The sequence below is a fragment of the Vibrio sp. 1249-1 genome (genome assembly GCF_033340495.1).
On sequence record NZ_JAWOWJ010000020.1, the window covers coordinates 29,632 to 54,090 of the forward strand.

23 protein-coding genes are annotated in these 24,459 nt (G+C 46.0%); 9 read left to right on the forward strand and 14 right to left on the reverse strand.

What is annotated here, in order from left to right; all coding sequences use genetic code 11:
- Window positions 1–199 precede the first annotated feature (199 nt).
- The 5 genes from R7Z50_RS22065 to rhtB form a co-directional block, all read right to left on the reverse strand.
- Window positions 200–694: a cyclin-dependent kinase inhibitor 3 family protein gene (locus R7Z50_RS22065; protein ID WP_005383629.1), complete on the reverse strand. Its 495-nt coding sequence runs from the start codon at window positions 692–694 to the stop codon at window positions 200–202.
- 12 nt (window positions 695–706) lie between these two features.
- Window positions 707–1,708: an ArsJ-associated glyceraldehyde-3-phosphate dehydrogenase gene (locus R7Z50_RS22070; protein ID WP_005383630.1), complete on the reverse strand. Its 1,002-nt coding sequence runs from the start codon at window positions 1,706–1,708 to the stop codon at window positions 707–709.
- Between the two features lie 42 nt (window positions 1,709–1,750).
- Window positions 1,751–2,086 (reverse strand): metalloregulator ArsR/SmtB family transcription factor, encoded by a 336-nt coding sequence (locus R7Z50_RS22075; RefSeq protein ID WP_005378730.1) that lies wholly within the window; start codon window positions 2,084–2,086, stop codon window positions 1,751–1,753.
- A gap of 154 nt (window positions 2,087–2,240) precedes the next feature.
- On the reverse strand, window positions 2,241–3,464 hold the full coding sequence (locus R7Z50_RS22080; protein ID WP_206971039.1) for an EAL and HDOD domain-containing protein: 1,224 nt from the start codon (window positions 3,462–3,464) through the stop codon (window positions 2,241–2,243).
- Between the two features lie 24 nt (window positions 3,465–3,488).
- On the reverse strand, window positions 3,489–4,106 hold the full coding sequence (gene rhtB, locus R7Z50_RS22085; RefSeq protein ID WP_005378732.1) for a homoserine/homoserine lactone efflux protein: 618 nt from the start codon (window positions 4,104–4,106) through the stop codon (window positions 3,489–3,491).
- Window positions 4,107–4,171: 65 nt separating this feature from the next.
- On the opposite strand from rhtB, the gene R7Z50_RS22090 reads away from it, so the two are divergent.
- Complete coding sequence (locus R7Z50_RS22090) at window positions 4,172–5,182, forward strand: alpha/beta fold hydrolase (RefSeq protein WP_005378733.1); 1,011 nt, start codon at window positions 4,172–4,174, stop codon at window positions 5,180–5,182.
- 245 nt (window positions 5,183–5,427) lie between these two features.
- On the forward strand, window positions 5,428–6,252 hold the full coding sequence (locus R7Z50_RS22095) for a Cof-type HAD-IIB family hydrolase (protein ID WP_017636084.1): 825 nt from the start codon (window positions 5,428–5,430) through the stop codon (window positions 6,250–6,252).
- Window positions 6,253–6,302: 50 nt separating this feature from the next.
- Here the strand turns inward: R7Z50_RS22095 and R7Z50_RS22100 are convergent, their stop codons facing one another.
- Entirely contained in the window at window positions 6,303–6,773 is a 471-nt protein-coding gene (locus tag R7Z50_RS22100) for an EVE domain-containing protein (RefSeq protein ID WP_005378735.1), read from the reverse strand.
- 47 nt (window positions 6,774–6,820) lie between these two features.
- Between R7Z50_RS22100 and R7Z50_RS22105 the strand changes: the two genes are divergently transcribed.
- Entirely contained in the window at window positions 6,821–8,371 is a 1,551-nt protein-coding gene (locus R7Z50_RS22105) for a COG3650 family protein (RefSeq protein WP_206971041.1), read from the forward strand.
- Window positions 8,371–8,967 carry a tRNA-uridine aminocarboxypropyltransferase gene (locus tag R7Z50_RS22110; RefSeq protein WP_176311206.1) on the forward strand — a complete coding sequence of 199 codons (597 nt, stop codon included), beginning with the start codon at window positions 8,371–8,373 and terminating at the stop codon, window positions 8,965–8,967. Before R7Z50_RS22105 ends, R7Z50_RS22110 begins: the two co-directional genes overlap by 1 nt.
- Before the next feature lie 83 nt (window positions 8,968–9,050).
- Here the strand turns inward: R7Z50_RS22110 and R7Z50_RS22115 are convergent, their stop codons facing one another.
- From R7Z50_RS22115 to lptM, 7 genes are all read right to left on the reverse strand, one after another.
- Window positions 9,051–11,537 carry an EAL domain-containing protein gene (locus R7Z50_RS22115; protein WP_053307415.1) on the reverse strand — a complete coding sequence of 829 codons (2,487 nt, stop codon included), beginning with the start codon at window positions 11,535–11,537 and terminating at the stop codon, window positions 9,051–9,053.
- A gap of 138 nt (window positions 11,538–11,675) precedes the next feature.
- Window positions 11,676–12,392 (reverse strand): 5-amino-6-(5-phospho-D-ribitylamino)uracil phosphatase YigB, encoded by a 717-nt coding sequence (gene yigB, locus R7Z50_RS22120; protein ID WP_054575533.1) that lies wholly within the window; start codon window positions 12,390–12,392, stop codon window positions 11,676–11,678.
- 8 nt (window positions 12,393–12,400) lie between these two features.
- The gene (xerC, locus tag R7Z50_RS22125) at window positions 12,401–13,333 is read right to left on the reverse strand and encodes a tyrosine recombinase XerC (protein ID WP_005378742.1); all 933 of its coding nucleotides are present in this window, start codon (window positions 13,331–13,333) and stop codon (window positions 12,401–12,403) included.
- Window positions 13,299–14,030, reverse strand: a complete 732-nt coding sequence (locus R7Z50_RS22130) for a DUF484 family protein (RefSeq protein WP_005383398.1) — start codon at window positions 14,028–14,030, stop codon at window positions 13,299–13,301. Before R7Z50_RS22130 ends, xerC begins: the two co-directional genes overlap by 35 nt.
- Window positions 14,024–14,854 (reverse strand): diaminopimelate epimerase, encoded by an 831-nt coding sequence (gene dapF, locus R7Z50_RS22135; RefSeq protein ID WP_005378744.1) that lies wholly within the window; start codon window positions 14,852–14,854, stop codon window positions 14,024–14,026. The genes R7Z50_RS22130 and dapF overlap by 7 nt, the downstream gene beginning before the upstream one ends.
- Before the next feature lie 10 nt (window positions 14,855–14,864).
- The gene (lysA, locus tag R7Z50_RS22140; RefSeq protein ID WP_033907276.1) at window positions 14,865–16,118 is read right to left on the reverse strand and encodes a diaminopimelate decarboxylase; all 1,254 of its coding nucleotides are present in this window, start codon (window positions 16,116–16,118) and stop codon (window positions 14,865–14,867) included.
- 61 nt (window positions 16,119–16,179) lie between these two features.
- Window positions 16,180–16,296, reverse strand: a complete 117-nt coding sequence (gene lptM, locus R7Z50_RS31605) for an LPS translocon maturation chaperone LptM (RefSeq protein ID WP_005378746.1) — start codon at window positions 16,294–16,296, stop codon at window positions 16,180–16,182.
- A 74-nt stretch (window positions 16,297–16,370) separates the two neighbouring features.
- Here lptM and cyaY point away from each other — a divergent pair, with 74 nt between their 5' ends.
- Window positions 16,371–16,685, forward strand: coding sequence for an iron donor protein CyaY (cyaY, locus tag R7Z50_RS22150; protein WP_005383391.1), 315 nt, complete (start codon window positions 16,371–16,373; stop codon window positions 16,683–16,685).
- Window positions 16,686–16,754: 69 nt separating this feature from the next.
- Here cyaY and R7Z50_RS22155 read toward each other — a convergent pair whose 3' ends face one another.
- Complete coding sequence (locus tag R7Z50_RS22155; RefSeq protein ID WP_053350817.1) at window positions 16,755–19,283, reverse strand: class I adenylate cyclase; 2,529 nt, start codon at window positions 19,281–19,283, stop codon at window positions 16,755–16,757.
- Window positions 19,284–19,629: 346 nt separating this feature from the next.
- Between R7Z50_RS22155 and hemC the strand changes: the two genes are divergently transcribed.
- Genes hemC through R7Z50_RS22175 form a run of 4 tightly spaced genes read left to right on the forward strand, consistent with a single transcriptional unit; the run spans window position 19,630 to window position 23,709 of the window.
- Window positions 19,630–20,568, forward strand: a complete 939-nt coding sequence (gene hemC, locus R7Z50_RS22160) for a hydroxymethylbilane synthase (protein ID WP_206971042.1) — start codon at window positions 19,630–19,632, stop codon at window positions 20,566–20,568.
- A gap of 2 nt (window positions 20,569–20,570) precedes the next feature.
- Window positions 20,571–21,299 carry a uroporphyrinogen-III synthase gene (locus R7Z50_RS22165; protein WP_005383386.1) on the forward strand — a complete coding sequence of 243 codons (729 nt, stop codon included), beginning with the start codon at window positions 20,571–20,573 and terminating at the stop codon, window positions 21,297–21,299.
- A 17-nt stretch (window positions 21,300–21,316) separates the two neighbouring features.
- The gene (locus R7Z50_RS22170) at window positions 21,317–22,528 is read left to right on the forward strand and encodes a uroporphyrinogen-III C-methyltransferase (RefSeq protein ID WP_206971043.1); all 1,212 of its coding nucleotides are present in this window, start codon (window positions 21,317–21,319) and stop codon (window positions 22,526–22,528) included.
- Window positions 22,528–23,709: a heme biosynthesis protein HemY gene (locus tag R7Z50_RS22175; protein WP_104975683.1), complete on the forward strand. Its 1,182-nt coding sequence runs from the start codon at window positions 22,528–22,530 to the stop codon at window positions 23,707–23,709. The genes R7Z50_RS22170 and R7Z50_RS22175 overlap by 1 nt, the downstream gene beginning before the upstream one ends.
- Window positions 23,710–24,459 lie beyond the last annotated feature (750 nt).

Genomic DNA, 24,459 nt, shown 5'->3' on the forward strand with positions numbered 1-24,459 from the left:
TCCTAACCTGTACAGCAACATTGACCAATACAATGTTGCTGTGATTTTCAAAAAATGCCCCAACATCAATAAAAAGAAAAATACACCTTAAAAACAATGTATTAGTTAATATTAATGGCTTTTTTTGTAAACAGTCGTATCCTGAAGAAGCTCGAATTTAGCTTTTGGATCATAATGAACCAAAAGCTATTTAAGCTGATCAAGCGTCTTGAGCCACGCGTTCGATGTACTCAACTTGCACAGGTTTTGTAAATGCACCAGGGCGCAATGCCTGTACTTCTCGCACGATATCTTCTAACTGCCATTCCTTTTCTAGGAGTAGGTGAGCAGCGAACAAACCTGTGCGCCCCGAACCACCCATGCAATGCATCGCAACTTTGCCACCTTGAGCAAGAATCGCGTGCAGTTCCGGACTGGCTTGTTGCCACTTCGTCGCAAATTCTTCATTTGGTGCGCAGTCGTCTTCAATCTCGATCTGGAACCATTTCATACCCAGTTGCTGAGTGGCTTCACCCAATGCAGAGACATTCTTCGCAGCTAATTCACTATCATCTAATGCAGTAACGACCGCTTGAACACCCTGCTCTTTCAACTGTTCTAACGACGCATGCAAATCGACACCTTTCGTTCCTGGGCACGGTGTTAAGATTAAAGCACCGGAGTCCAAATCTAATTGCCATGTAGGATGAGACATTGTGACCCCCTTTTAAGCCAAACCAACGTTACGAACCAGCTCTGCTGTGCGCGTTGCATAACCCATTTCGTTATCGTACCAAGCGTAAATCTTAACCATACGAGAACCCACAACCATGGTTGATTGCGCATCAACGATGGTTGAACGTTGGTCGCCTTTATAATCGATAGAAACTAAAGGACGCTCTTCGAAGCCAAGGATGCCTTTCAAATCACCTTCAGATGCTTCTTTTAACAGTGCATTCACTTCTTCTGCTGTGGTATCACGCTTCACATCAAAAATGATGTCTGTTAACGATGCGTTTGCTAGAGGTACGCGAACCGCATGACCATTAATTTTGTCTTTTAATTCTGGGAAAATTTCGACAATCGCCTTCGCGCTCCCCGTCGTGGTCGGGATAAGGCTCATGCCGCATGCTCTTGCACGGCGTAGATCTTTGTGTGGCGCATCCAAAATAGTTTGCGTATTCGTCAGGTCGTGAATGGTCGTAAAAGAAGATTGTTCGATACCCAATTTCTCATGAATGACTTTAACCACAGGTGCGATACAGTTAGTCGTACACGAAGCTGCTGTCACGATACGATGTTTTTCAGGGTCGAAAATATGGTCGTTCACGCCCACCACAATGTTCGCAATACCTTCTTCTTTCACAGGTGCGCTTACCACGACACGTTTCACACCTTGCTCTAGGTATTTGTTTAGGAATGATGTTTTGCGATGTACGCCTGTCGCTTCAATCACAACATCACAATCAGACCAGTTCACCGCATCGATATCGCGTTGTTGAGTCGTGGCGACACGCTTGCCGTTGATGACGAGCTCACTGCCTTCGACCTGAACTCCATGATGCCAACGACCTTGCACTGAATCGAATTCTAATAAGTGACCAAGCGTAGCGGCGTCACCTGCGACATCGTTGATTAACACAAACTCCAATTCTGGCCAATCAAATGCCGCTCGCAGCGCTAAGCGACCAATTCGGCCAAAGCCATTAATTCCTACTTTAATTGTCATAGTTTTACCCTCTAATCTTCTACCTTGAATCTCTATTCGCTGTTAACAGCAAGCCTCACGACTTTTATCGTGTAAGCGTGTGATGTCGTCTTGGTATTCCTGCTTCAAACAGTTTGATGCCACTAAGTCTTCAATTAACTTTCGCATCCAACCTGGTAATTGCTGTGATAACTCGTAATACACCCATTGCCCTTGGCGTTTATCCACCAAGATGCCACTGGATCGTAACTGAGCAAGATGACGAGAAACTTTCGGCTGGCTCTCTTGTAGAGCAAACGCCAAATCGCCAACGCAAGTTTCACCTTCACGGGCCACGAGCATTAAACAACGTACGCGTGTTTCATCGGATAACAGCTTAAAAAACTGATGTGGAAGCATAATGAACATACCTATATATGGATATGCGTATATGTTTATTTAATTAAGATATATCGTCAAGAGGAAACCGTCCATCGTCATAAAAGTTTCACATCTAACGAACAGCTTGATTGTAAAGAGAGAGATTCAAAGAGATAAAAGATAAGACAAGAAATTATGCAGTCGCGATGCTTTGACTCCAGCGAGCCGCTTCACCTAAGGAGAGCTTCACTTCCTCTAAAGGCAACCCCAATTGCATCGTGATTTTTTCAACCCCTGACCAATCGGCACGCTCGTAGCACTCTTCGAGGGAAATAAGTGCACCATAAACCCCTTTGCGATGTAATAGCGCTTGTTGTACTGAATGACTAAGCGGTAACTGCCTAACTAAGGATTCCACCGAAAGATCCAGCAGCGCATCTAGAATCGACAGCAAACCAACCATGAAACCTTGCTCGCTGAGGTGAGAGAATGGCTGATAGCGCGACATCAATTGGCAAAATTGAGCTCGTTGCAATGAAAGGTGATACAGCTCTCGAGGCTTGTTACTGGAGATATACGATGCCACAACCAAAGAGACAAACTGCTTAAGGTTATCCTGGCCAAGATAAATCAATGCCTGACGAAAAGAGCTGATTTCGACAGCCAAATTCGGCGCTTGCGTATTTACAAAACGCAATAATTTATATGACAACGCGACATCTTGCGTAATGATGGACTCGATACGAGTAAAGTCAGGCTCAGGAGCACAAACTTCACGAAACAGTTGCAATGCCAACACTTGCTCAGGACTGACGTATTTAGTCTGCGAGACGAGTGGCTTGCTAAAAAAATAACCTTGGAAAAATTTAAAGCCAGCCGCTTTCGCTTGCTCAAACTCTTCTGCGGTTTCAACACGTTCTGCTAAAAAGTGGTATTTGACGCGTTTGGCAAGGTGTGTTTTGACCAGTTCACAGGCCTTTTCGAGCCCCATCGCCATAATGTCGAGCTTCACAATATGCACATATGGCAAAAAACGACGCCATTCTGGTGTTAGGGTGAAGTCATCCAAAGCGATCAAGTAACCTTCTCGATAAAACTCACGAATCGCATCAAGAAGCTCATCCGTAGGTTGGCACGTTTCCAACACTTCGATGACAATTTTGTTTTTCGGCAAACTGCGCGGCAAACGTCGCACCAAGCTTTGATGAGGAAAGTTAATAAAGCATCTAGAAGAGGCAATTACTGGGTTAGTACCCAGCGATAGGAAGTTTTCGACAATCAGTCGGTATGTCGCTCGATTTGAATCAATATGTGAAGGGTATGCGTTACTCTCCCCGTCTCGAAACAACAATTCATAACCCAGCGTCTGTCTTTTTCGGTTAAAGATCGGCTGGCGAGCGACATACGTTGTATTCATGCTAAAGAAGGACCTATAAATGGCTTATGACTTTGCAGCTGCTAATAATGCACCACAACCCATGAACATTGAACCGAATACTTTGTTTATTTTTCCCATGATTTTATCGGAGCGAATAAAGCGTCCCATTTGTGCTGCCAAGCTCGTGTAACCCAACATTACACACGCATCAATCACGACTGTAGTGACGCCAAGCACCAACAGTTGCGTGATTTGGTCTTTTGCCGGGTCAATAAACTGCGGGAACAACGCCACCAGAAAAACAATCGATTTAGGGTTGGTGAGGTTAATTAACACTGCCTTGTACAACAGCGCCGTGCCTGACATCTCGTTGTGGTTTTCAGCTGCGACTAAGCTTGATGTGTCGCGCCATTTCTGAATCCCCAACCAAACCAGATAAGCGGCACCAACCCATTTAATGACAGAAAATGCGGTTGCTGACTGCGCGACAAGCGCACCAATACCCGCCCCCACCAGCGCGATGTGGATAACTAAACCAATTTGTAAGCCAATAATGGCACCCAGTGATTTACGGGTACCGTAACTCAAACCATTACTGATTGAGTTCACCGTGCCAGAGCCCGGAGCCAAACTAAAAACGATTGCTGTTACTACATAAGCTAACCAGACATGGGTATCCATTGCATTTCCTCACTAATTCTTCGATGATACATCGCGTAAACAACGTATCTTCAGGTAATCAACTAATGGCGACTAACCATTCACCTTTGACTTATACTCAAGAGACATTATTTGAGCAAGCAATTGGTGGTCCGATCGCAGCACTTTGGCAAACTCGCCAAGAGGGCTTTGTTAAAGGGACTGAGAAAAAGAACATTTACTGGTGCAAGCTAACCAACCCAGAGCATAAAAAAGCCGTGCTCATCGTAAATGGACGCATTGAGTCTTCCTGGAAATACCAAGAGCTGTTTTACGATCTCTACCGCCAAGGTTTCGATGTCTATTCCTTTGACCACCGCGGTCAAGGTTTATCAGATCGTTTATTATCTGACTCAGATATGGGTCACGTCTATGACTTTACTGATTATATTGATGATATGGACATCGTCGTAAAAAAACACGACCTTAGCGAATATCAACAATGCTTCATCATCGCGCACTCTATGGGCGGCGCGATCGCGACACGTTACCTGCAAACTCACCCAGAACACCCTTTTACTGGTTTGATTCTAAGTGCCCCCATGTTTGGCATTAACCTGCCATGGTACCTATCACCAATAGCGATTCCGGTCACACAAATTATGTCAGCGGTATCGACTTTGCCACGCTATGCACCAGGACATCAGGCCTATTTCCCTAAGCCCTTTGAAGATAACCCACTTAGCCAAAGTTACGGCCGCTACCAATGGTTCCGAAACCTATATACGGAAAAACCGGAACTGCAAGTCGGTGGGCCAAGCACTCGCTGGGTTTGGCAAGGGCTCATGGCCGCTAAGCAGTGCTTTTTATTAACTCGCCAAGTCAAAATACCAGTCATCCTAATCCAAGCCGGAAACGATCGGATTGTTAGCAACCTCGCGCAAAAGCGTTTTATTGATAAATTGCGGAAAACCAACCCGCACGCGGAGCTGCTTTCTATCGAAGGCGCACAGCATGAAATCTTGTTCGAGACCGATAAGTATCGTAATCAAGCGCTCGATGCGATTTTCCGCTTTATGAATGACCCTAAATCGCCATCAAACGAACAAGCACAATAAGAACTCTAGGCGACCATTTCACGACTAAGATTAAAGAGGAAATGTCTACACATCGATTTACCCTCTTTTTCATCCTCATTTTGACGTACACTGCTTGAACTTGGCTACTTTGACACTGTGTTTAACCGCATAGTGCTACGAGCCCAAGTTCCCCCCGCATTCGGAGCAGTACGATCTAGTCAGTCTGCTGTACTCCGTTTGCAATTCACCTGTTCCACACTATCCAAACCGTTTACGAGGACTTCATGAGCACATCGCTACCTTGCAAAGAGATCACCAAAATCGTTGCCTCTGATCTGGATGGCACGTTACTCGCACCTAACCATCAGCTCAGTGCTTACTCAAAAGAGACGCTAAAAGCGCTGCATGAAAAGGGTTATACCTTTGTCTTTGCAACCGGCCGTCACCACGTAGACGTTGCGAGCATCCGTCGCCAAGTTGGCATTCCAGCTTATATGATCACGTCGAATGGTGCCCGAGTGCATGACCAGGAAGATCAGCTAATGTACAGCGAGAATGTCCCTGCGGAACTGGTACAAGGCGTGATCGACACGATCAAACATGATCAAGAAATACTTATTCACATGTATCAAAATGATAGCTGGTTGATGAACAAGGATGATGAAACGTTACGTGACTTCCACGATGAATTCACTTACGTCTTATTTGATGAAGACCACGCCCCAACTGACGGTATTGCGAAAGTTTTCTTCACGCATCCAGGAGAAGACCACGAACGTTTGGTCGTATTTGAAAACAAACTACGTGAGCAGTTTGGTGATAAGCTGAACATCGCATTTTCAACGCCTTGGTGTTTGGAAGTAATGAGCGCTGGCGTGTCTAAAGGTCATGCTCTTGAAGCGGTAGCGAAAAAACTCGACCTCACGTTAGAAAACTGCGTAGCATTTGGTGATGGCATGAATGACGTAGAAATGCTGTCGATGGCAGGTAAAGGGCTAGTTATGGGTACATCACACGAAAAAGTGATGAAAGCTCTACCAAATAATGAAGTGATTGGCAGCAATGCAGAAGATGCGGTTGCACACTACCTACAAGAACACTTGCTGTAAGCTTCAATACTCCAAATAATGAAGGGCTGCACATTCGCAGCCCTTTTCTTTTATCGCTGACTTGGCAGCTTCTCTTTGCCAAGAATCGCGTCCCATTCTTCTTCTGTCACGGGCATAATCGACAAGCGATTTCCACGTTTCACCAACGGCATGTTCTCAAGTTCTGGCATCGCTTTCATCACCGACAACGGAATCACTCGCGCCGTTTTACGTACAAACTCGACATCTACCATAATCCAACGCGGGTTGTCTGGGTCTGACTTTGGATCGTAATAATCGCTTTCGGGATCGAATTGGAAATGATCGGGATAGGCTTCTCTCACAACTTTAGCAATACCTGCCACGCCAACATGTTTACAAGAAGAGTGGTAAATCAGGACTAAATCGCCCACCTTCACTTGGTCACGCATCATATTGCGCGCCTGATAATTACGAACTCCCTCCCAACATGAAACCTTTTGGGTTCGAAGCGTGTCAATAGAAAAGGTATCTGGTTCAGTTTTAAATAACCAATATGCCATAATGCCATCCGATGCCGATTGAGTAACAATAATGAGGAAGATATAACATGAAGGCTTTGAAAAACCCAGTGGCGCTTGCCACCCTGCTGGTTCTGCAAGCATGTAGTTCACAGCCGCCACAATCTGGTGCTGCTAACCCAACCTCTCCACCAGCAACCTTAGATAAGCCTGAAACCATTCAACCTCAAACTTTTATGCTGCGCGGAAAAGTGATCGTCGGTCACGAGAGCCAATACATCATGCCTTGTGGCAGCGACAAGCAATATTGGTTGCAACTATCACCACAGCAAATGCAACGAGCAATTCAGTTAAATAACGAGCCTTACCAGACCATGTATGGCGAGGTTATCGGCCACCTCAACCCACCGGGCATCGATGGGTTTTCTGCTGATTTCGATGCTAACTTTGTCGTGGAACAAGTGAACTTCCTCACAACGGAAAATCCAAACCGTTGTCAGCAACCAAACAAACCAACTCGCGTGTTTGGTAATGAGCCTTCTTGGTCGGCAAGCTTTGAGGCTAATGGACTAACATTCCAGCAAATCGGCAAACAAACCACAAAATTAGCGATTAAAAGCAGTCAGCTTCAACCTCGCCAGCGCACTTATCAACTACAAGATGGTGAGCTTCACTTAACAGAAAACCTCTGCTCAGACACAATGAGCGATTCTTTGTATGGCTGGAAAGCAACACTAAAACATGATGGCGAGACGTATCAAGGTTGTGGTATGGCTGCAAACGTCGATGCAACGCTTGGCTGGGCTAATACCTATGTCGCGACCTCAACTCAATCACAAGGCTTTGAAGTACAAATGACCTTAAACCTAGACCACAGCGCCACAACAAAATACCGTTACTCCAATGGACAAGCACCATTAATCGAGCGTGGTTACTGGCAACAGTTAAGTCCGTCTCAGGTTCAAGTTGTCATGACGCATCATCAACAGCAAAGGCTAATGTCAGAGCGACTGTTTACTCGAGAAGGCAATCAGCTCAAAGCGACCAAAGAAAAAGTCGGTAACTTAGTATACCCAATCGCCGATGGTGGTTTAGTCCTTTATCCTGCCACCGTTCGTGATGAAGGCATCATGCAACCAGCCGAAAAACGCACCAACAACCCCATCGGTAGTGCTGACGTCCCTTCTAGTGCAGAGTTTGATTCAAAAGTAGATGCCGCGGTGCGCAACTACTTCTTTATCCATCAAACCACCCCCAACAATAACCAATACCGTTGGCTAACTTACGACCTCAACAGCGATGGTAACGAAGAGCTATTGGTACAGTTGGATTGGTGTGGTTCCGGAGGCTGTACATTGCTGATATTTGAACATCACGAAAAGGAATGGCGATTTAATAGCCGCATTACACTAGTGCAAAGCCCGATTATGCTCGGCCAACAAACCTCTCATGGTTGGCGAGATCTGATTTTTAATGTCAGCGGTGGCGGAGCTAAAGCGGCTCAACACGTGATGCAATACACTGGGGTTAGCTACCCACTCAACCCAAGCATGGCGCCAACGGCAACGCCGAACCAAGTCAGTGGCGTGCGTCTGTTCTCTGATGGGATAAGCCCGGTGCGAGAAGGAGTTCGTCTGTAATGTCACAACCGTGTCCAACCTGCGGTTTTCAATTCAATTGTATGTGCTCGCTAATGCCGAAACTTAACAGTGAGCACAACATCCTGCTGTTAATGCATCCGAATGAACTGAAGCGTGATACTAATACCGGCCAGCTACTAGAGCAGTGCCAACTCAACATTGAGCGAGTAATCTGGGATCGCAAACAGCCACCAGCAGAATTGCTCACTCTATTAACTGATCCGTCGCGGTATCCGGTGTTGCTCTTCCCCTGTGAAGAAAGTATCACACTCGAACATGTGGTACTCCAAAGCCAGCAACAAACCAAAACTCCGCTGTTTATTATTTTGGATGCCACCTGGCAAGAGGCGCGCAAAATGATCAATAAGAGCCTTTGGTTAGAAGGTATCCCTACTATGGGATTGTCTGCGTCGGCGGACTCACAATATCAGCTGCGACGCAACCAACAACAAGGTAACTTGTGCACGTTTGAAGTCGCTGCACATTTGCTCGGGCAACTTGGAGAACAAAACAACCAACAACAAATGCAGCGCTTTTTTGCCCATTACCTCGCTTTGTTCCAAGCTGAAAAGAGTGGACACGCTCTTAAGCGGTAAACATTAAGCTTAGTAGAAGAATCAAACAAAAAACGCAGCCTACGCTGCGTTTTTTACGACAAGAAGTTTCACGTGAAACATCATTAAAACAGTCGAGTCGGCTCGCCAAGATAGTAACCCTGCAAATAATCCACCCCCATGTCTTGTGCAATGGTACACACCTCCTGATTGTGGACGAACTCCGCCACCGTCTCCGCGTTAAACACCTGGCACAAACGCACCAACTGGGAAGCGATCTTGCGCTGTTTTAAGTCTTTATCAATATCACGAATCAAGCTGCCATCGAGCTTTATGACTTCTGGCTCCAACTTTAGGATTTCATCGATATTCGAATAGCCGGACCCAAAGTCATCAACAATGATACGCGCCCCTAAGCTTCTAAAATGACTGCACACTTCTATCATTCGGCCATAGTCTTTGATCTGCTCAGATTCCAGCACTTCTAAACCAATTCGCCTTGGGTCATTTAGCTGGCTAATTTCATGCTCTAAAAGTATTAAAGTTTTATCACTGAGCAAATCTTGCGGCGATAAGTTTATAGAAAAGTCACCTTGCTTATCTCGCATGTAATGCAACGTAGAATGAATCATGTGCCGACTTAGTCGAGTGTAAAGATGCGTATCAGAGATAATTGGCAGAAAACGCCCTGGCGCAATCACCGTTCCATCGGCTTCCAGAATACGAACCAAACATTCTTGGCTTGCCAATTTGTGGCTACCCGCATGCACAATCGGTTGGCTATAGGTGATGATATTCTGTTTGAGAATGGCTCTACTGACGCAACTTAGCCATCCAAGTTGCTCTTTGCGCACATCCTCACTGACTTCAATATCTTTCGCATTACAGATATGGGTATTACTGCGTACACCAGAGCGCCTCGCTTCGATGCCTTTGAGTAAGAGCTCATCTACTGAAGCGGATGGAAAGTCTCGACGACTCACTAAGCCGCCGCATAGCGAGATAGAAAGATAATCTATTTCACGTAGGCCAATTGGCTCAAAATTAGTTTGTTCTACCGCGTCAGCAAAACGCGTAAAGTGCTGTTTGATGGTCTCGCTGCTTTGATCAGCTTTAAATATGAACGCCCATTCACCAACCCCAATACTATAAAGCTGCAAAGCCGTTGGCATGCCGAAACGCTTTCGTAATCGATTCGTAAAGTGCATTGAGAGATCTTTGAGTAATTGATCTCCCACTCGGTAGCCGTATTTTTCGTTGATATGACTAAAGTTAAGTAGCTTTAGAGTCAACAAATGCTCATCCAAATCGATGTTACTCAGCCGCTCTTGCAATGCGACCCGGTTTTGTAACCCCGTGCGACTGTCGCGTCGATAGCTTTCTTGTAACTTGCGCGTTTGGCGATCGAGTTGATATCCCATATGCGCGTTCATATGGTTGAGATCGCCGATCGCATTTCGAATCAAGCTAAACAACGGTGAAATAGAGGAGCTAACGGGCGACTTAGGCAAGTTCAATGTTTGCACTTCGTCTCCCTCTCGCATCGCTAAATACGTCAGGCTGTGATGAAGAATTTCGGGCTGACCAATACCACCATGCAGTTCCCCCATACAGTAACTACCAAACGTCGTCGCAATATCTTTAAAGGCTTGGACTTCGTCGCTGCTGTCAATAAAGTCTAACCGTGACGCGCAGTTAAAAATCATCACGACTTCAGGTTGGTGCATGGCTAACTCAACCACACCATGCCGCACTTGCTCGAGCGTTAACGAGGGATGGTTATAGCAAAATTGCACTTCGTCACCAAGACACCAGGGCCTGTCGAAGCTCATACTGCCATCAGCGTGTAGCTCCGTTACCGTACAAACTTCCTTTCGCCCTAAGCTTTCTCGATACAAAGGAAAGCTGAGCAGTTGACTCAGCGTCACGTCATGGCCATCCGCCAAGTAACGCTTGTATACTTCCAGCGCTTTCTTCTCACCTAAACAATACAAGCGCGTTCCTTTTGCATGAGTGACTTTGTGTGGCATGCCAATCGGGTTCCATTCCGAATACGCATCAGTCCATAGCTTCAAAGTATCACTGTGCAAAGCTACGGCAACCACAGCGTTATCGTAAACTCGGTTTTGATATAGCACCCAGCAGCCATCGTCAATACTCTGCGCCAACCCTCCAGAAATCACTACTTCTTCACTGGCGAAGGTTTGAAACAAGGGATAGTCACGTCGTTCAATTTGCACAGCAAAGCTGAGGATCACCTGTGAATTATGCTGCATTAGAAGAGAGCGCTTGAGCTCCCCGCCATCAATGTCAGGGGAGTAAGAGTATGTTTGTACCGCAGAAGTCAGCGTGGTTTGCTCAAATTCAATCACACTCACTAGGCAACCAGAGGTAAATATCTCCCCTTCCAGAATCACATTACGCGTACTATGCCCCATAACATGAGCATTCGGCAGCGACGACAAAACGGCGTCTGCAAGTGTGGTCGTAATTTCGCGCGATTGCGTCGACAATATTTGTACTAAATATTGTTTATCTGAGGAAGTCGGAAAAGTGACTAAAAAGTCATTCAGTTGACTGACATCGTGAACCAGTTTTGAAAAAGCTCGCATGGACCTACCACTGCCGTAACACTATCTTCACCACGACTTGTGGCGTTACTATTTTTATTTAATAGAGAATAATTTACGTGGCTTTGCGCTGCTTTTCTAGACACAAAATGAGATTAGAATGGATTAATGCGAAAGCAATTAAAAAAGTGTGAGTAACGGCTGCAAACTATTGATTTCAATATCAGGTAAAGTACGTGTTTTTGAATGGTTAATGACATTTTTATTCATATCATTAAACCAACAGGCTGCAAAACCAGCCAACTTTGCACCATGCACATCCGTGGTTAGATGATCACCGACATGCAGAATATTCTCCGCAGGAATATCCAAGAATCGCTTCGCTTTAGTAAACATATCGGTTGCGGGTTTCGCCAATCCATCTGGCCCTGCTTTAAGTACCTGTTGGAAATAAGGCGTAAGACCGATGCGGTCTAAATCCACATTACCGTTGGTGATTGCCACCAACGGGAAGTGCTGCGCGAGTTCCTCCAGTACATCGAGGCTTTGCTGCGGCACTTCAAAACGGCTACGCCAGTCCAACGCAACGTCTACTGCGGCTTTCGCGGCGGCATGTGCTGCGTCTTCGTCGTAGCCTACTTGGGAGAAGGCTTGCTGAAGTTGCACTAAACGCCATAAAGTGACATCGCTCTTCAGCTCGGGTTGTTGCTGCACAACTCGCTGTTTGAGAGCAAACCAATCCGCTTTGTTCATATGAGCAACCGCTGGATGATGGTGCTTGAGCCAAGATAGCAACTCACGCTCCATGCGAACGATCACAGGATAGTTGTCATAGAGGGTATCATCTAGGTCAAAGGTCATTGCCTTAATAGGCTCGATACGGCGATAAAATTTCATACTTCGGCTCACTCCCCGTTCTTTTTGCGTGCGCGTGGGTGGGCTTGGTCGTAGGCTTGCGCCAAATGTTGGAAATCCAAGTGCGTGTAGATTTGGGTCGTCGAAATGTTCTCGTGCCCTAAAAGCTCCTGCACCGCACGTAAGTTATTGCTTGATTCGAGCATATGTGTCGCAAATGAGTGACGCAATTTATGCGGACTAATATGGCTTGCGACAGACTGTTTCTGCCCCCATTCAGCCATGCGCTTTTGCACGCTACGATGCGAAATACGCGTTCCGAGCTTAGATACAAACAAGGCGGGCTCACCTGGAGCGGCTAAATCACCACGAACGCGTAGCCACTTCCCAACCCACTCGGTTGCCATCCCAGAGAACGGCACTTTACGTTCTTTATCGCCTTTACCAATAACACGAAGCTCACCACTACGCAGTTGTACATCACGTACATCCACACCCACCAACTCAGCCAAACGTAAACCGGCGCCGTACATCAGCTCCATCATGGCGCGATCGCGCACAGCCAACGGGTCGTCCTCGTTGACTTCAAGTAATTGGCTCACTTCGTCAACATCGAGGTTTTTGGGCAACGGGCGTTTTTTGCGAGGTGCTGAAACCCCTTTGGCTGGGTTAGCCGACATCTCGCCACGCAGAATAAGGAAATCGAAAAAGCTACGCAGCGATGAGAGTCGCGTTGCCAAACTGCTGGCTTTCATGCCTTCTCGCATACCCTTACCTGCTAATTGGCGCACCCAACCAGCATCCACTTGAGACCAATCTTTGAGCCCCATTTCAGCTAGGTGCTGCGCCATTGTTTCTAGCTGCTGTTTGTAATTGCGCTGAGTATGTAGGCTAAGCCCCTTTTCGCTTCGTAAGAATTCATAGAAGCGCTCAAGAGGCTTTTGCAGACTATTTGGCAGAGGAGTGTTGGGAGTTGTCGTCATCGTAACTTTGCCATACCAGTGTTTGAGCGAGATGTGCCACCACTAATGATAGGTGACGCAAAAACAAGGTATCCATATCTGGCTGAAAATGGCCGCCATCTTCACTAGAAAAAGCAAGCACGCCCAGTGTTTGCTGTTTCACGAGCGGCAGTACCACATAGGACCCCATTTCCGGCACTTCCATGTTGCCAAACAAAGCTTCACGATCCACTTTGCGAAGACGTCCTAAGTACGCATCTTTGCCATTTAAGTGAGTGGTCGCAAAGCGTTGATAACTTTCCTTACTCAATTGAATCGATGCGTCGCACTGACTAAACAATCGAACAAACGCACGTAAGCCCAATGCTTTGGCTTTCTCTTCGATAGAATGAATGACTTGTTTAAAGTCACCACACTTTAGAATCTGCCCCTGCAAATCCATAAATTCGTAAAAGGTGCGATCATTGTTCGCCGCAAGCGACATTAGTGTAGTGATCTCTTCCTCTAACTCTTCAATGCGCTGACGTTGACGATTCATTTGGATGTGCACCAAAGATACCGCGCCTAAGTCTGAGTGTGGGAAAGATAAACGATCCACAAGCTCCGGACGTTGCACAAAAAAGTCTGGATGATCTTTGAGGTACTCGGCCACTACTTCAGCCGTTAAGGCATCTGCTTCTACTTGAGACAAACCGTTTCCTTTTTCTTCAACTAGCAAGACAATTGACCATCAAATACATGCGTTGTAGGTCCGGTCATAAACAACGGCTTGCCAGGACCTTGCCATGCAATTCGCAATTCACCACCAGGTAGAGAAACCTTAACGTTTTCATCCAACAAGCCCTGCAGAATCCCAACCGCGACTGCCGCGCATGCACCACTACCACAAGCTTGTGTCTCTCCTGCGCCTCGCTCGTAAACTCGAAGACGAATATGGTCACGACTCATCACCTGCATAAAGCCAGCGTTGACGCGCTCTGGGAAACGCTCATGCGACTCAAGCAGCGGACCGAGAGTTTCCACTTCTGCCGTATCCACATCGTCGACCACGGTCACTACGTGCGGGTTACCCATGCTCACAGCACCACAAAACAAGGTATTGTCGCCTGCTCGCATGATGTAAGTTTTCTCTTTTTGCTTCGCTTTGAAAGGAATTTTGTTCGGTTCAAACTCTGGCACGCCCATGTTGACCGTCACTTCCCCATCATCTTCGATGTTGAGAATCATCTTTCCTTTCTTGGTGCTCACGCTGATGCTGTATTTATTGGTCAGCCCCTTCAAGCGAACAAAGCGGGCAAAACAGCGTGCACCGTTACCACACTGTTCAACTTCACTACCATCGGCATTAAAAATCCGATAATGGAAGTCGGTTTCAGGGTCGTAAGGGGCCTCTACCACAAGCAATTGGTCAAAACCAACGCCAGTATGACGATCCGCCAAGCGGCGGATCAGGTCTTGCGAGAAAAACACGTTCTGGGTAATACAGTCGACGACCATGAAGTCGTTGCCCAAACCGTGCATTTTGGAAAAGTGGAAATGCATTTGTTGTGTGTTACTCCGGTAGAATCTGTTCCAGCTGCCACAAACTGGTCAGCTCCTCACGCTGGCGAACTAAGTGGCTTTGTTTACCGTCCACCATCACTTCTGCCGCTCGGGTACGAGTATTGTAGTTCGAAGACATCACAAAACCATAGGCACCTGCTGAACGAACCGCGAGTAGATCACCTTCTTGCAAAACGAGTGCGCGATCTTTACCCAAGAAGTCGCCGGTTTCACAAATAGGACCAACCAAGTCGTAAGTCTGAGCTTCACCCTTTCGCGGTGAAACTGGCACAATATCTTGCCATGCTTGGTATAGCGCAGGACGCATCAAGTCGTTCATTGCAGCGTCGATAATCGCAAAGTTTTTATGCTCAGTATGTTTTAAAAACTCAACACGCGTTAGCAAGATACCTGCGTTCGCAGCAATTGCACGGCCTGGCTCAAAGATCAGCTCCAAGTCTTGGTGATTTTCAAGACGGCCTAGTAACGCTTTGGCGTAATCAGAAGGCTGAGGTGGTAATTCATCACGATAGACCACACCCAAACCGCCGCCGACATCAAGGTGACGAATGTTAATGCCTTGTGCTTTTAAATCATCAATCAGAGCTAATAAACGGTCTGTCGCGTCGATAAATGGGTCTATATTGGTCAGCTGAGAACCAATGTGGCAGTCGATGCCTTGCACATTCAAGTTCGGCAGGCTTTGCGCGAATTTATAAACATCTGGCGCACGATCAAACGCAATGCCGAATTTATTGTCGCGAAGACCAGTCGAAATGTAAGGGTGTGTTTTCGCGTCGACATCTGGATTGATACGCAGAGAAATTGGTGCAATCACACCAAGCTCACCCGCAACCTTGTTCAAACGTTCTAGCTCTGGCTCAGATTCAACGTTGAAACATTTGATACCTAGCTCAAGAGCGCGCTTCATCTCTGCCGATGTTTTACCAACACCAGAGAAAACGACTTTTTTCGGATCACCGCCTGCGGCAATCACACGCTCAAGTTCACCACCCGACACGATGTCAAAACCCGATCCCAAACGCGCTAGCGTGTTCAATACGCCTAAGTTTGAGTTGGCTTTCACCGCGTAGCAAACTAGGTGAGGATGCTGACCCACAGCACTATCAAACGCCTTCCAATGGCGCTCTAGCGTGGCTCGAGAATATACGTAAAGAGGAGTGCCATATTGCTCTGCAAGAGCTTGAAGTGGGACGTCTTCGGCCCAAAGCTGGCCATCATCCTGATAGTTGAAGTAATCCAAAATTCGCTTCCCTTATTTTATTCGACTGCTGAACCCTAATTTCACCCTAAGGTGCGGTTATTTATTGTGATTGCTCATTCTGTTGAGTGTCATCTGGAATGTATAGTGAGCCAGACTGACCACACCCCGCTAAGGTCGCGGCAACCATCACAAACAACACAGTAACTAATTTTTTCATTTCGCATATCGTGATTATTGAATCAATGCCCCCTATAATCGCACCACACTCAGGAAAAGCAATAGGATAGACGGATGAACGATACTGAATTTCATCAACTGGTGGATGCGCAGATGCAAATCATCGAAGAATCCATCGATGATTCAGGCGCAGACATTGATTACGAAGTCACTGGCAACGTAATGACATTGGAATTTGAAGACCGCAGCCAAATCATCATTAATCGCCAAGAGCCGATGCATGAGATCTGGCTAGCGTCCAAATCTGGTGGTTTCCACTTCAAACTTATTGAAGGTAAATGGACCTGCTCAAAAACGGGTATGGAGCTATTTGAAATGGTGAAGCAAGAATGTGAAAAGCACGCAGGCGAAGCCATTGATTGGGCATAATTCTGGTCAATCGTCACCAAAACAAAAAGAGCACCGAAGTGCTCTTTTTGTTTATTGATACGGGTTTAATTACGCGTTCACAGTTTTGGTCGGGCGACTCGGTGAACAACCGTCATTACGGTAAGGAATGATATACGCATTCCCCTCTTCAGGGTGAATAATTTGATAGTACTGAGGCAGGTTAAAGTTAATAAACTTAGACGCGACGCGACTATCGTCTTTTACCGACGTGTAGAAGCTGTTTACAGACGAAATCATTTCATCTTTAGAGCCGCTAAATTGGTGATACACTTCCACTTGATTTGACTCATCCAACACATAAATATTGAAGCCATCTTCGTTATCTTCAAAGAAGAACTGCACTAGACCTTCACTGGCAAACCCATCCACCGCTTCAGGCATTTGATATTCTTGCTCACGATCGAGCATTAACAGCGGCGAGCCTTTGAGTTTGTTAGTGGAAATGCTGCGGTAGAAATCGATGGAATTTTCTAGCTTCTGCACCGACACACCACGACGTTCAAAGAACAACCCATAAGTCTGGTTACCAAGACGCATCGCTTTAAAGCGGCGGCGTTTCTCTTGCTCTACTGGTTTTAAGCGTAAGTCGATACATTCAGCTAAAAGCTGGTAAACCATATTACGCATCACACCACGCATGTTCTTCGCATAGCAGAACACATCCACTGATTCTGGTGGCAACGCATCTTGGTGCATTTTGCCCAAAATGGTTTTCAGTGCATCCAGCATCGCCGTTTCCCCTTTGAAATGCAGCGTACGCACTTCATGCCAAGAGTTACGGTAAACAAGGTCAACACTGCCGACTAAATTTTTATGTTCTGGACCAAAGCTAAAAATATCGGTGTTCTTAACATCCACTTTCAACGAACGACCAGAAAGTTCAGACGTCGGATCATTTTCGAAGTTGATGAACATCGCAAGCTGGCTTATTTCACAAGGACTCGCTAGCGCCTGCATAGATGGACGACGCTTACGCAACGCAAAAGTATTTCGTAAGTCACTCACCATTTGGTAAAACTTATCAATATCTAGCTGCGCTTCACGTACCACGGCATGTAAACGAGTCGATTCAGTAATCAAGCCATTGAAGAATGCCCAAGCAACCAACTTACTCAAGTATTCATGATGCTCTAGATATGGTTGCCCCAAAATGCGGTGCGCAATAAGCGGTTGTTTATAGAGGTACCAACCAGACTTGTTTACCCCCCCTTTTTTCACTTCGATAAAGCTCAAGTCAGGCTCGTGCAGATCAGGTGAAATCTGTGGGTTTAGTAACGTTACTTTGCCCGGCAATACTTCAAAAGCTGCGTAAAGTTTACGGGCCAAAATACTGATGTCTTGCGGACTGATAGCAGAAGTGATGTCGTTACGACGCGCAAATTGAATCAAGTTACGGTAGCTTTGCATCAACGCATCCAGCAATGCATGATGTACCACCTTTACTTGTTCAACCTTCCAATTACGGCGGTCATCGAGCTCTGCAACGACACTGGCATCCCAATTCCATTTTGCAATCATATCGCTCAGCGCTTCACGACGCCAAGCTACTGAGCCAACATTCGGCTCACGAGATAATTTTTCATGGGTTTTGAGATAGAAACAGCGACGCACTAAATCCAAACGTGTATCGTCTTGAATTCGCTCTAAGTAACGGGTTACTTTTTCCAACATTAAGTAGTACGCATCCATGCCATAGAGATCAGGCTCATGGGCAAAGAAACGACGTTTAGTGTCGATGCTTAACAATTGAGTATGCGGGTATTCCCACGAGTAAGCTTCTAGCAAGATGGCTTTTAATACCGATTTGTAGGGAGAGTCGATGCTTTTGTATAACTGCCACAAGTTCGAGCCGAAGTATTCTTCAGCAGGAATGCAGTTCAATTTACCAAAGTCGATCCATTCACTACAGTCGATGTAACCATCACTGCACAGTTGAGAAACGTACTCGTCGTAACACTCTTCCATTTCTGGCGGCACGATTTGCCATAACAAACGCTGTCCGGCAATACGCACCGCACTACGATAGAATTCATCTAGCAAAAGTAAGTGCTGAGATGAACCACAGTTATCACCTGTCATCTCCTCAGAATGATTGCTTCTAAAGCGCTCTTTATCCATTAAGAAAAAGTTCGCTTCCACGCCTTTGCTTTGTGCCCAATCCGTGATGAGTAAGCATTTATTGGTCAATAACTCGCGTTCGTCACAATCCATCTCTGGTGAGATACACACCCAAATATCCAAATCACTGGAAGTACTTTGACCAATCGAGGAGGTACTGCCCATGGTGTACAAACCCAATATAGCGGGCTTTTCTACCGTCTTGAGCGGCTGACCAATGGCAAGTTGAATATCATCTATGAATTGTTGCTGAATGCTATTTAGTTCAAGCCCATGCACACCAAAAGGGACATCGGCATCATAATAGCCAGGAATTACAGGATGGTTGTAATTCAACAAGGCAGGAATCAAATGGAAGACTTGCTGGCTTTGCGAATCCATAAGCGCCAGCGCGCGATCAACTCGCTGCTGATTCAAATTATCTAGTCGCTGGATGATTTTTTGGGTGTAAGCCTGCAAGGGGAATTCCTTGGTTGAACAATCACGAAAATCTGCTGACGTTTTAAACCAAAATGGCTTAAAAACGTGATCAATTTAACACTTTTATTGGTGCGGGTAAAGCTTCACGCCCGCGTATCACTCTGGATACAAAACCATACTTTAGTCACAAAATTAATCGCGCGGTAGTTTCGCTCTTATTACCTATTACTAATAATAGTCCTTAGTCTAATTGAGAATCCAGTCACACTATTTTCATAACGTCATGTAATTCCATTCATAGCCTTCAGAGATAACGAACTAACAGTAAGCATTTCTTGATGAGAATGGTAGGATAAACCCAAATCCAAACAGCATTGAGAAGATCATGACACAATCCACACCGATTCGCATTGCAACTCGAAAAAGCCCTCTTGCTTTATGGCAAGCTTACTTTGTTAAAGACGCCCTTCAAGCCGCTCACCCTGGCTTGGAAGTCGAGTTAGTAACCATGGTGACCAAAGGTGACGTGATTTTAGATACACCACTAGCAAAAGTTGGCGGCAAAGGCTTGTTCGTAAAAGAGCTTGAAATCGCGATGCTAGAAGGACGTGCAGACCTCGCCGTTCACTCAATGAAAGACGTACCCGTCGATTTCCCAGAAGGCCTTGGCCTCGTGACCATTTGTGAGCGTGAAGATCCTCGTGATGCCTTCGTCTCTAATACCTATAGCCACATTGATGAGCTCCCTCAAGGTGCCGTGGTTGGTACTTGCAGTTTGCGCCGTCAATGCCAACTGAAAGAATATCGTCCGGACATCATCATCAAAGAGCTTCGCGGTAATGTGGGCACTCGCCTTGGTAAGTTAGATGCGGGTGAGTATGATGCAATCATTCTTGCTGCGGCTGGCCTCAAACGATTGATGCTTGAAGAGCGCATTCGTAGCTTTATCGAACCAGAGCAATCACTACCAGCGGTAGGGCAAGGTGCTGTCGGTATTGAGTGCCGCCTTGACGATGAAAGACTGCTTAAGCTGCTTGAGCCACTTAACCACCAAGACACCGTAGACCGCGTTTTGTGTGAGCGCGCAATGAACCTTACGCTAGAAGGCGGCTGTCAGGTACCTATCGGCAGCTATGCCCTGCTAGACGGCGACAACATTTGGCTACGCGCATTAGTTGGCGAACCAGATGGCAGCGAAATTGTGCGTGGTGAAATTCGTGGCCATCGTAAAGACGGCGAAGCATTAGGAGTGCAGCTAGCCAATGAGCTGCTAGATAACGGCGCTCGTGAAATCCTAACTAAGCTGTACGCAGATCACGAATAACCATGGCAGTGTTGGTCACTCGGCCGGGAGAGCAAGGCAACGCGCTTTGCTCTCTGCTCGAAAGGCACGGCATTTCCGCATATCACCATCCTCTGATCGACATTGTCGCCGATCTCACGGACACGCACCTCTCTAAACATCTACATCAAGCTCAAATTGTTATCGCTGTTAGTCGACATGCAGTGCAATGTGCACAGCAAATCTTAGCCAGCAACGGGATGTCATGGCCGAAACAAGCTATTTACCTTGCCGTTGGTCAAAAAACAGCACACTATTTAAGCAAATGTACCCAACAGAAAGTACACTATCCCCAAGTCAGTGATAGTGAACACTTATTGCGACTGCCAGAGCTCAACAATGTGGCACAACAACAAGTTCTTATCCTTCGTGGTAACGGCGGAAGAGAGCTGATCAAAGATGCATTGGTGAGGCGTGGCGCAAAAGTTCACTATAGTGAGACTTACAAGAGAGAATTCATCCCATTCGATCCAGTAAGCTGTATCTCACTATGGAAAAACCTACAAATTAACCAGATTATTGTCACCAGTGGTGAACAACTGGATTATTTGTGCAGCCAATTGACGTCGGAGCAATTGACTTGGCTTAATCAACAAGAGTTGTATATCCCCAGTCAGCGTATCGCTGACATCGCAATTCAAAGGGGGTTCACTCGCGTGAGATGCACGGGAAGCGCATCCAACCAAGAATTACTGGCGGCTCTCCAGCCCTAGCTACACAGGATATAGGCATGACAAGTAAAAATAACGACCAAAAAAATAACGATAAAAACCTTTCCGAAGAAACCTCATCGACACCGCTAGTCGAAAAAACCACATCGCAGCAGGATGCGGACCTTAAAAAAGAGCAACCACAAGCGGCCGAGCCCCCAAAAACAGCAGAGCCAACCAAAGTCGAGTTTGAAGAAAAACAAGGTAAACGCGGTGTCAAACTAGGCACGGTCGCTATCATCTTATCGATTATTTTTGGTGGTGGCCTCGCGTACAAGCTGCATCAACAGCAAGCCGATTACCAAGCGCAGATCGCCCAACTAAAAAGTCAGCTAGAAAGCACTCAAGCTTCCATGAAGCAAGAGCTCAGCCGGGTACAAGAAGAAACCATCGAGAAAGCAACAACCGTGACACACAAAGCGGAAGTGGTACTTGGACAGCAACAGAAGAGCATTGAAAGCTTACAGCTCGCCGTTGCCGATGTGAAAGGTCGTCGACCAAACGACTGGCTATTGGCGGAAGCCGATTACCTCGTCAAATTAGCCGGCCGTAAATTGTTCTTAGAGCACGATGTAGAAAGCGCGACTCAACTGATGGAAAGTGCAGACCAACGCATTGCAGCGCTGAATGACCCTAGTCTCGTCAAACTACGTAAAGCAATGGCAAACGATATCACCAAACTTCGCACTATCCCGCTAATTGACCGTGATGGATTGGTACTACGCTTAACTGCCCTGCAACAGCAAGTAGACAAGCTCCCTCTCGCCAATGCACTGCTACCTGAAGCTGAAGCCGTAGAAAACACTGAAGTGTCTGAAGATATCGCAAACTGGCAAGATAACTTAATGACCTCTTTGAAGGACTTTTCAGAAAACTTCATTACCTTCCGCACGCGCGATGGTAACGTCATTCCACTGCTTTCTCCTGAGCAACACTTTTACCTGAAAGAAAACATCAAAGCCAAATTGGAAACGGCAATAAAAGCGGTGTACCAAGAACAAGGTGAAATTTACACCACATCTCTAAAAACAGCCGACAAATGGGCATTAGCTTTCTTCAACCAAGACGATAATTCCGTTAAAGAGTTCAACAAAACGGTTAACCTGCTAAGTCAGCAAAATATTCAAGTGGAATACCCAACAAAACTGCAAAGTCAGTCTCAACTATCAGATGTCATCCGTGAACGCCTACGTCGTGAAGTCACAACGATGACAGGCATGGAGGATAAGTAATGTTTCGTCTTATTTTCCTATTTGTTGTACTAGGCGCAGGACTATTTGTTGGCACCCAGCTTTCTGGTCAGCAAGGCTATGTACTCATCTCCATTGCCGAGAAAACGATCGAGATGAGCGTAACGACATTAGTGGTTTTCGTTATCGCAGCACTCGCAGGTCTTTTTCTGCTTGAGTACCTGATTAAGAAGTTAGTTTATGCTAGTTCTACAACATGGAACTACTTCAGTGTTCGCAAAATGCGCCATTCCCGCCGATACACCAATGAAGGCATTATTAAACTTCTAGAAGGTGACTGGAAAGGTGCTGAGAAAAAAGTAACTCGCTGGGCAAATCATCACGATATGCCGCTGCTTTGCTACTTAGTTGCCTCTGAAGCCGCACAAGGTCAAGGTGATAAAGCAAAACGAGATCACTATCTAGAGCTAGCGAGCCAACAAGAGAACGCCCATCTCGCAGTAGAGCTGACTCGAGCGAAACAATTTATCCGCGACAACGAGTTCGAGTCCGCTTTCGATACCTTGCAATCGTTAAAAAGTCAGTATGCGAGTAACTCTATTGTATTGAACTTGCTGAAAACAACGTACATGCAGCTAAAGTTGTGGCAACCTCTTATTGACCTCTTGCCACAACTAACCAAAGCAAAACTCATCTCGGACGAAGAACATGCAGAGCTGATTCAAAAGGCGCAGTGCGGCTTACTCCATGAAGTAGCGCAGCAACAGGGTAGCGAAGGGCTAATCTCCCATTGGAATAGCCTCTCACGTAAAGTGAAACAAGACACACACCTCGTTGCCTGTTTTGCTCGAGAACTCATCACACGAAAAGCTGATGCAGAAGCCTTTACCGTGCTAAAAGAAGCATTAAAAAAACAACCAGCCCCAGAGCTTTATCAACTACTGCCAGATCTAAATCTGCCAGATACCCACCCTGTCGTGGTCTTCTTAGAGGGAGTAGTGAAGAAAGAACCGGATAACGCCGCTGCCCATAGCGCATTAGCGCACTTCTATTTCCGTCAAGAGAAGTGGCAAGAAGCCCAGGATCACTTTGAGATCGCCTTAAAGCTTCGCTCTGACGTCTCTGACTATGCATTCCTAGCAGACACACTAGAGAAGCAAAATCTAACCAAAGCTGCTCACGAAGTCTCTCGTAAAGCTCTCACGCTCGTACAGAATGACTAACTTAAGATGACCTAACCAAGCCGACAGCTTACCTGTCGGCTTTTTTATTGCCTGCTATTAACCCTTTAGTCCTTACATCAATATGTTTATCAAATTCATTGGTTCCCAAGTAATTTCCAACTTCCTAGCAACTCACTATCGTTTCACTTTCACTCTTCTCTTTTGACTACTCTGATCCTGTCATTCCAGCAGAATCCAAAACAATTTTAAAAGATGCAGGAATACGTAACTTTAGCCTGTTGATGTATGGTTTTAAGACGTAGCTAGATTTAGGCAATAGAGCACACGCATCGCTAGACTGAGCAAAACAAAAAGATACATCAGTGAAACAGTGGCTATTTGAGTATGCTTATTTGTTCGGTCTATCCAGTAAAAGGGGCTAGAGAAGCAATGGTAGTGCTTTAAGAGAACGATAAGGCAATAGATGGTTCAACACCTTAACAAAGCATCTCCAACAACCTTATCGGGACAGCATGCAGTGATGAGGATGAACAGCTTTAGAGGCAACTGCACTTCTTAGCAAAAATCAAAACGTCACAACCAAGACCGATACCAATATTACTTTGTCGAAAAGTAGATCGCATATGGAATTGATTTTTGGCAAGCACAGATAGAGTAATAAAGATGTGCGGAAATGAAAAAAGCCTCGCTATTTCTAGCGAGGCTTCTTAATAGTGGCGGAGAGATAGGGATTTGAACCCTAGATACGCTATTAACGTATGCCGGTTTTCAAGACCGGTGCTTTCAACC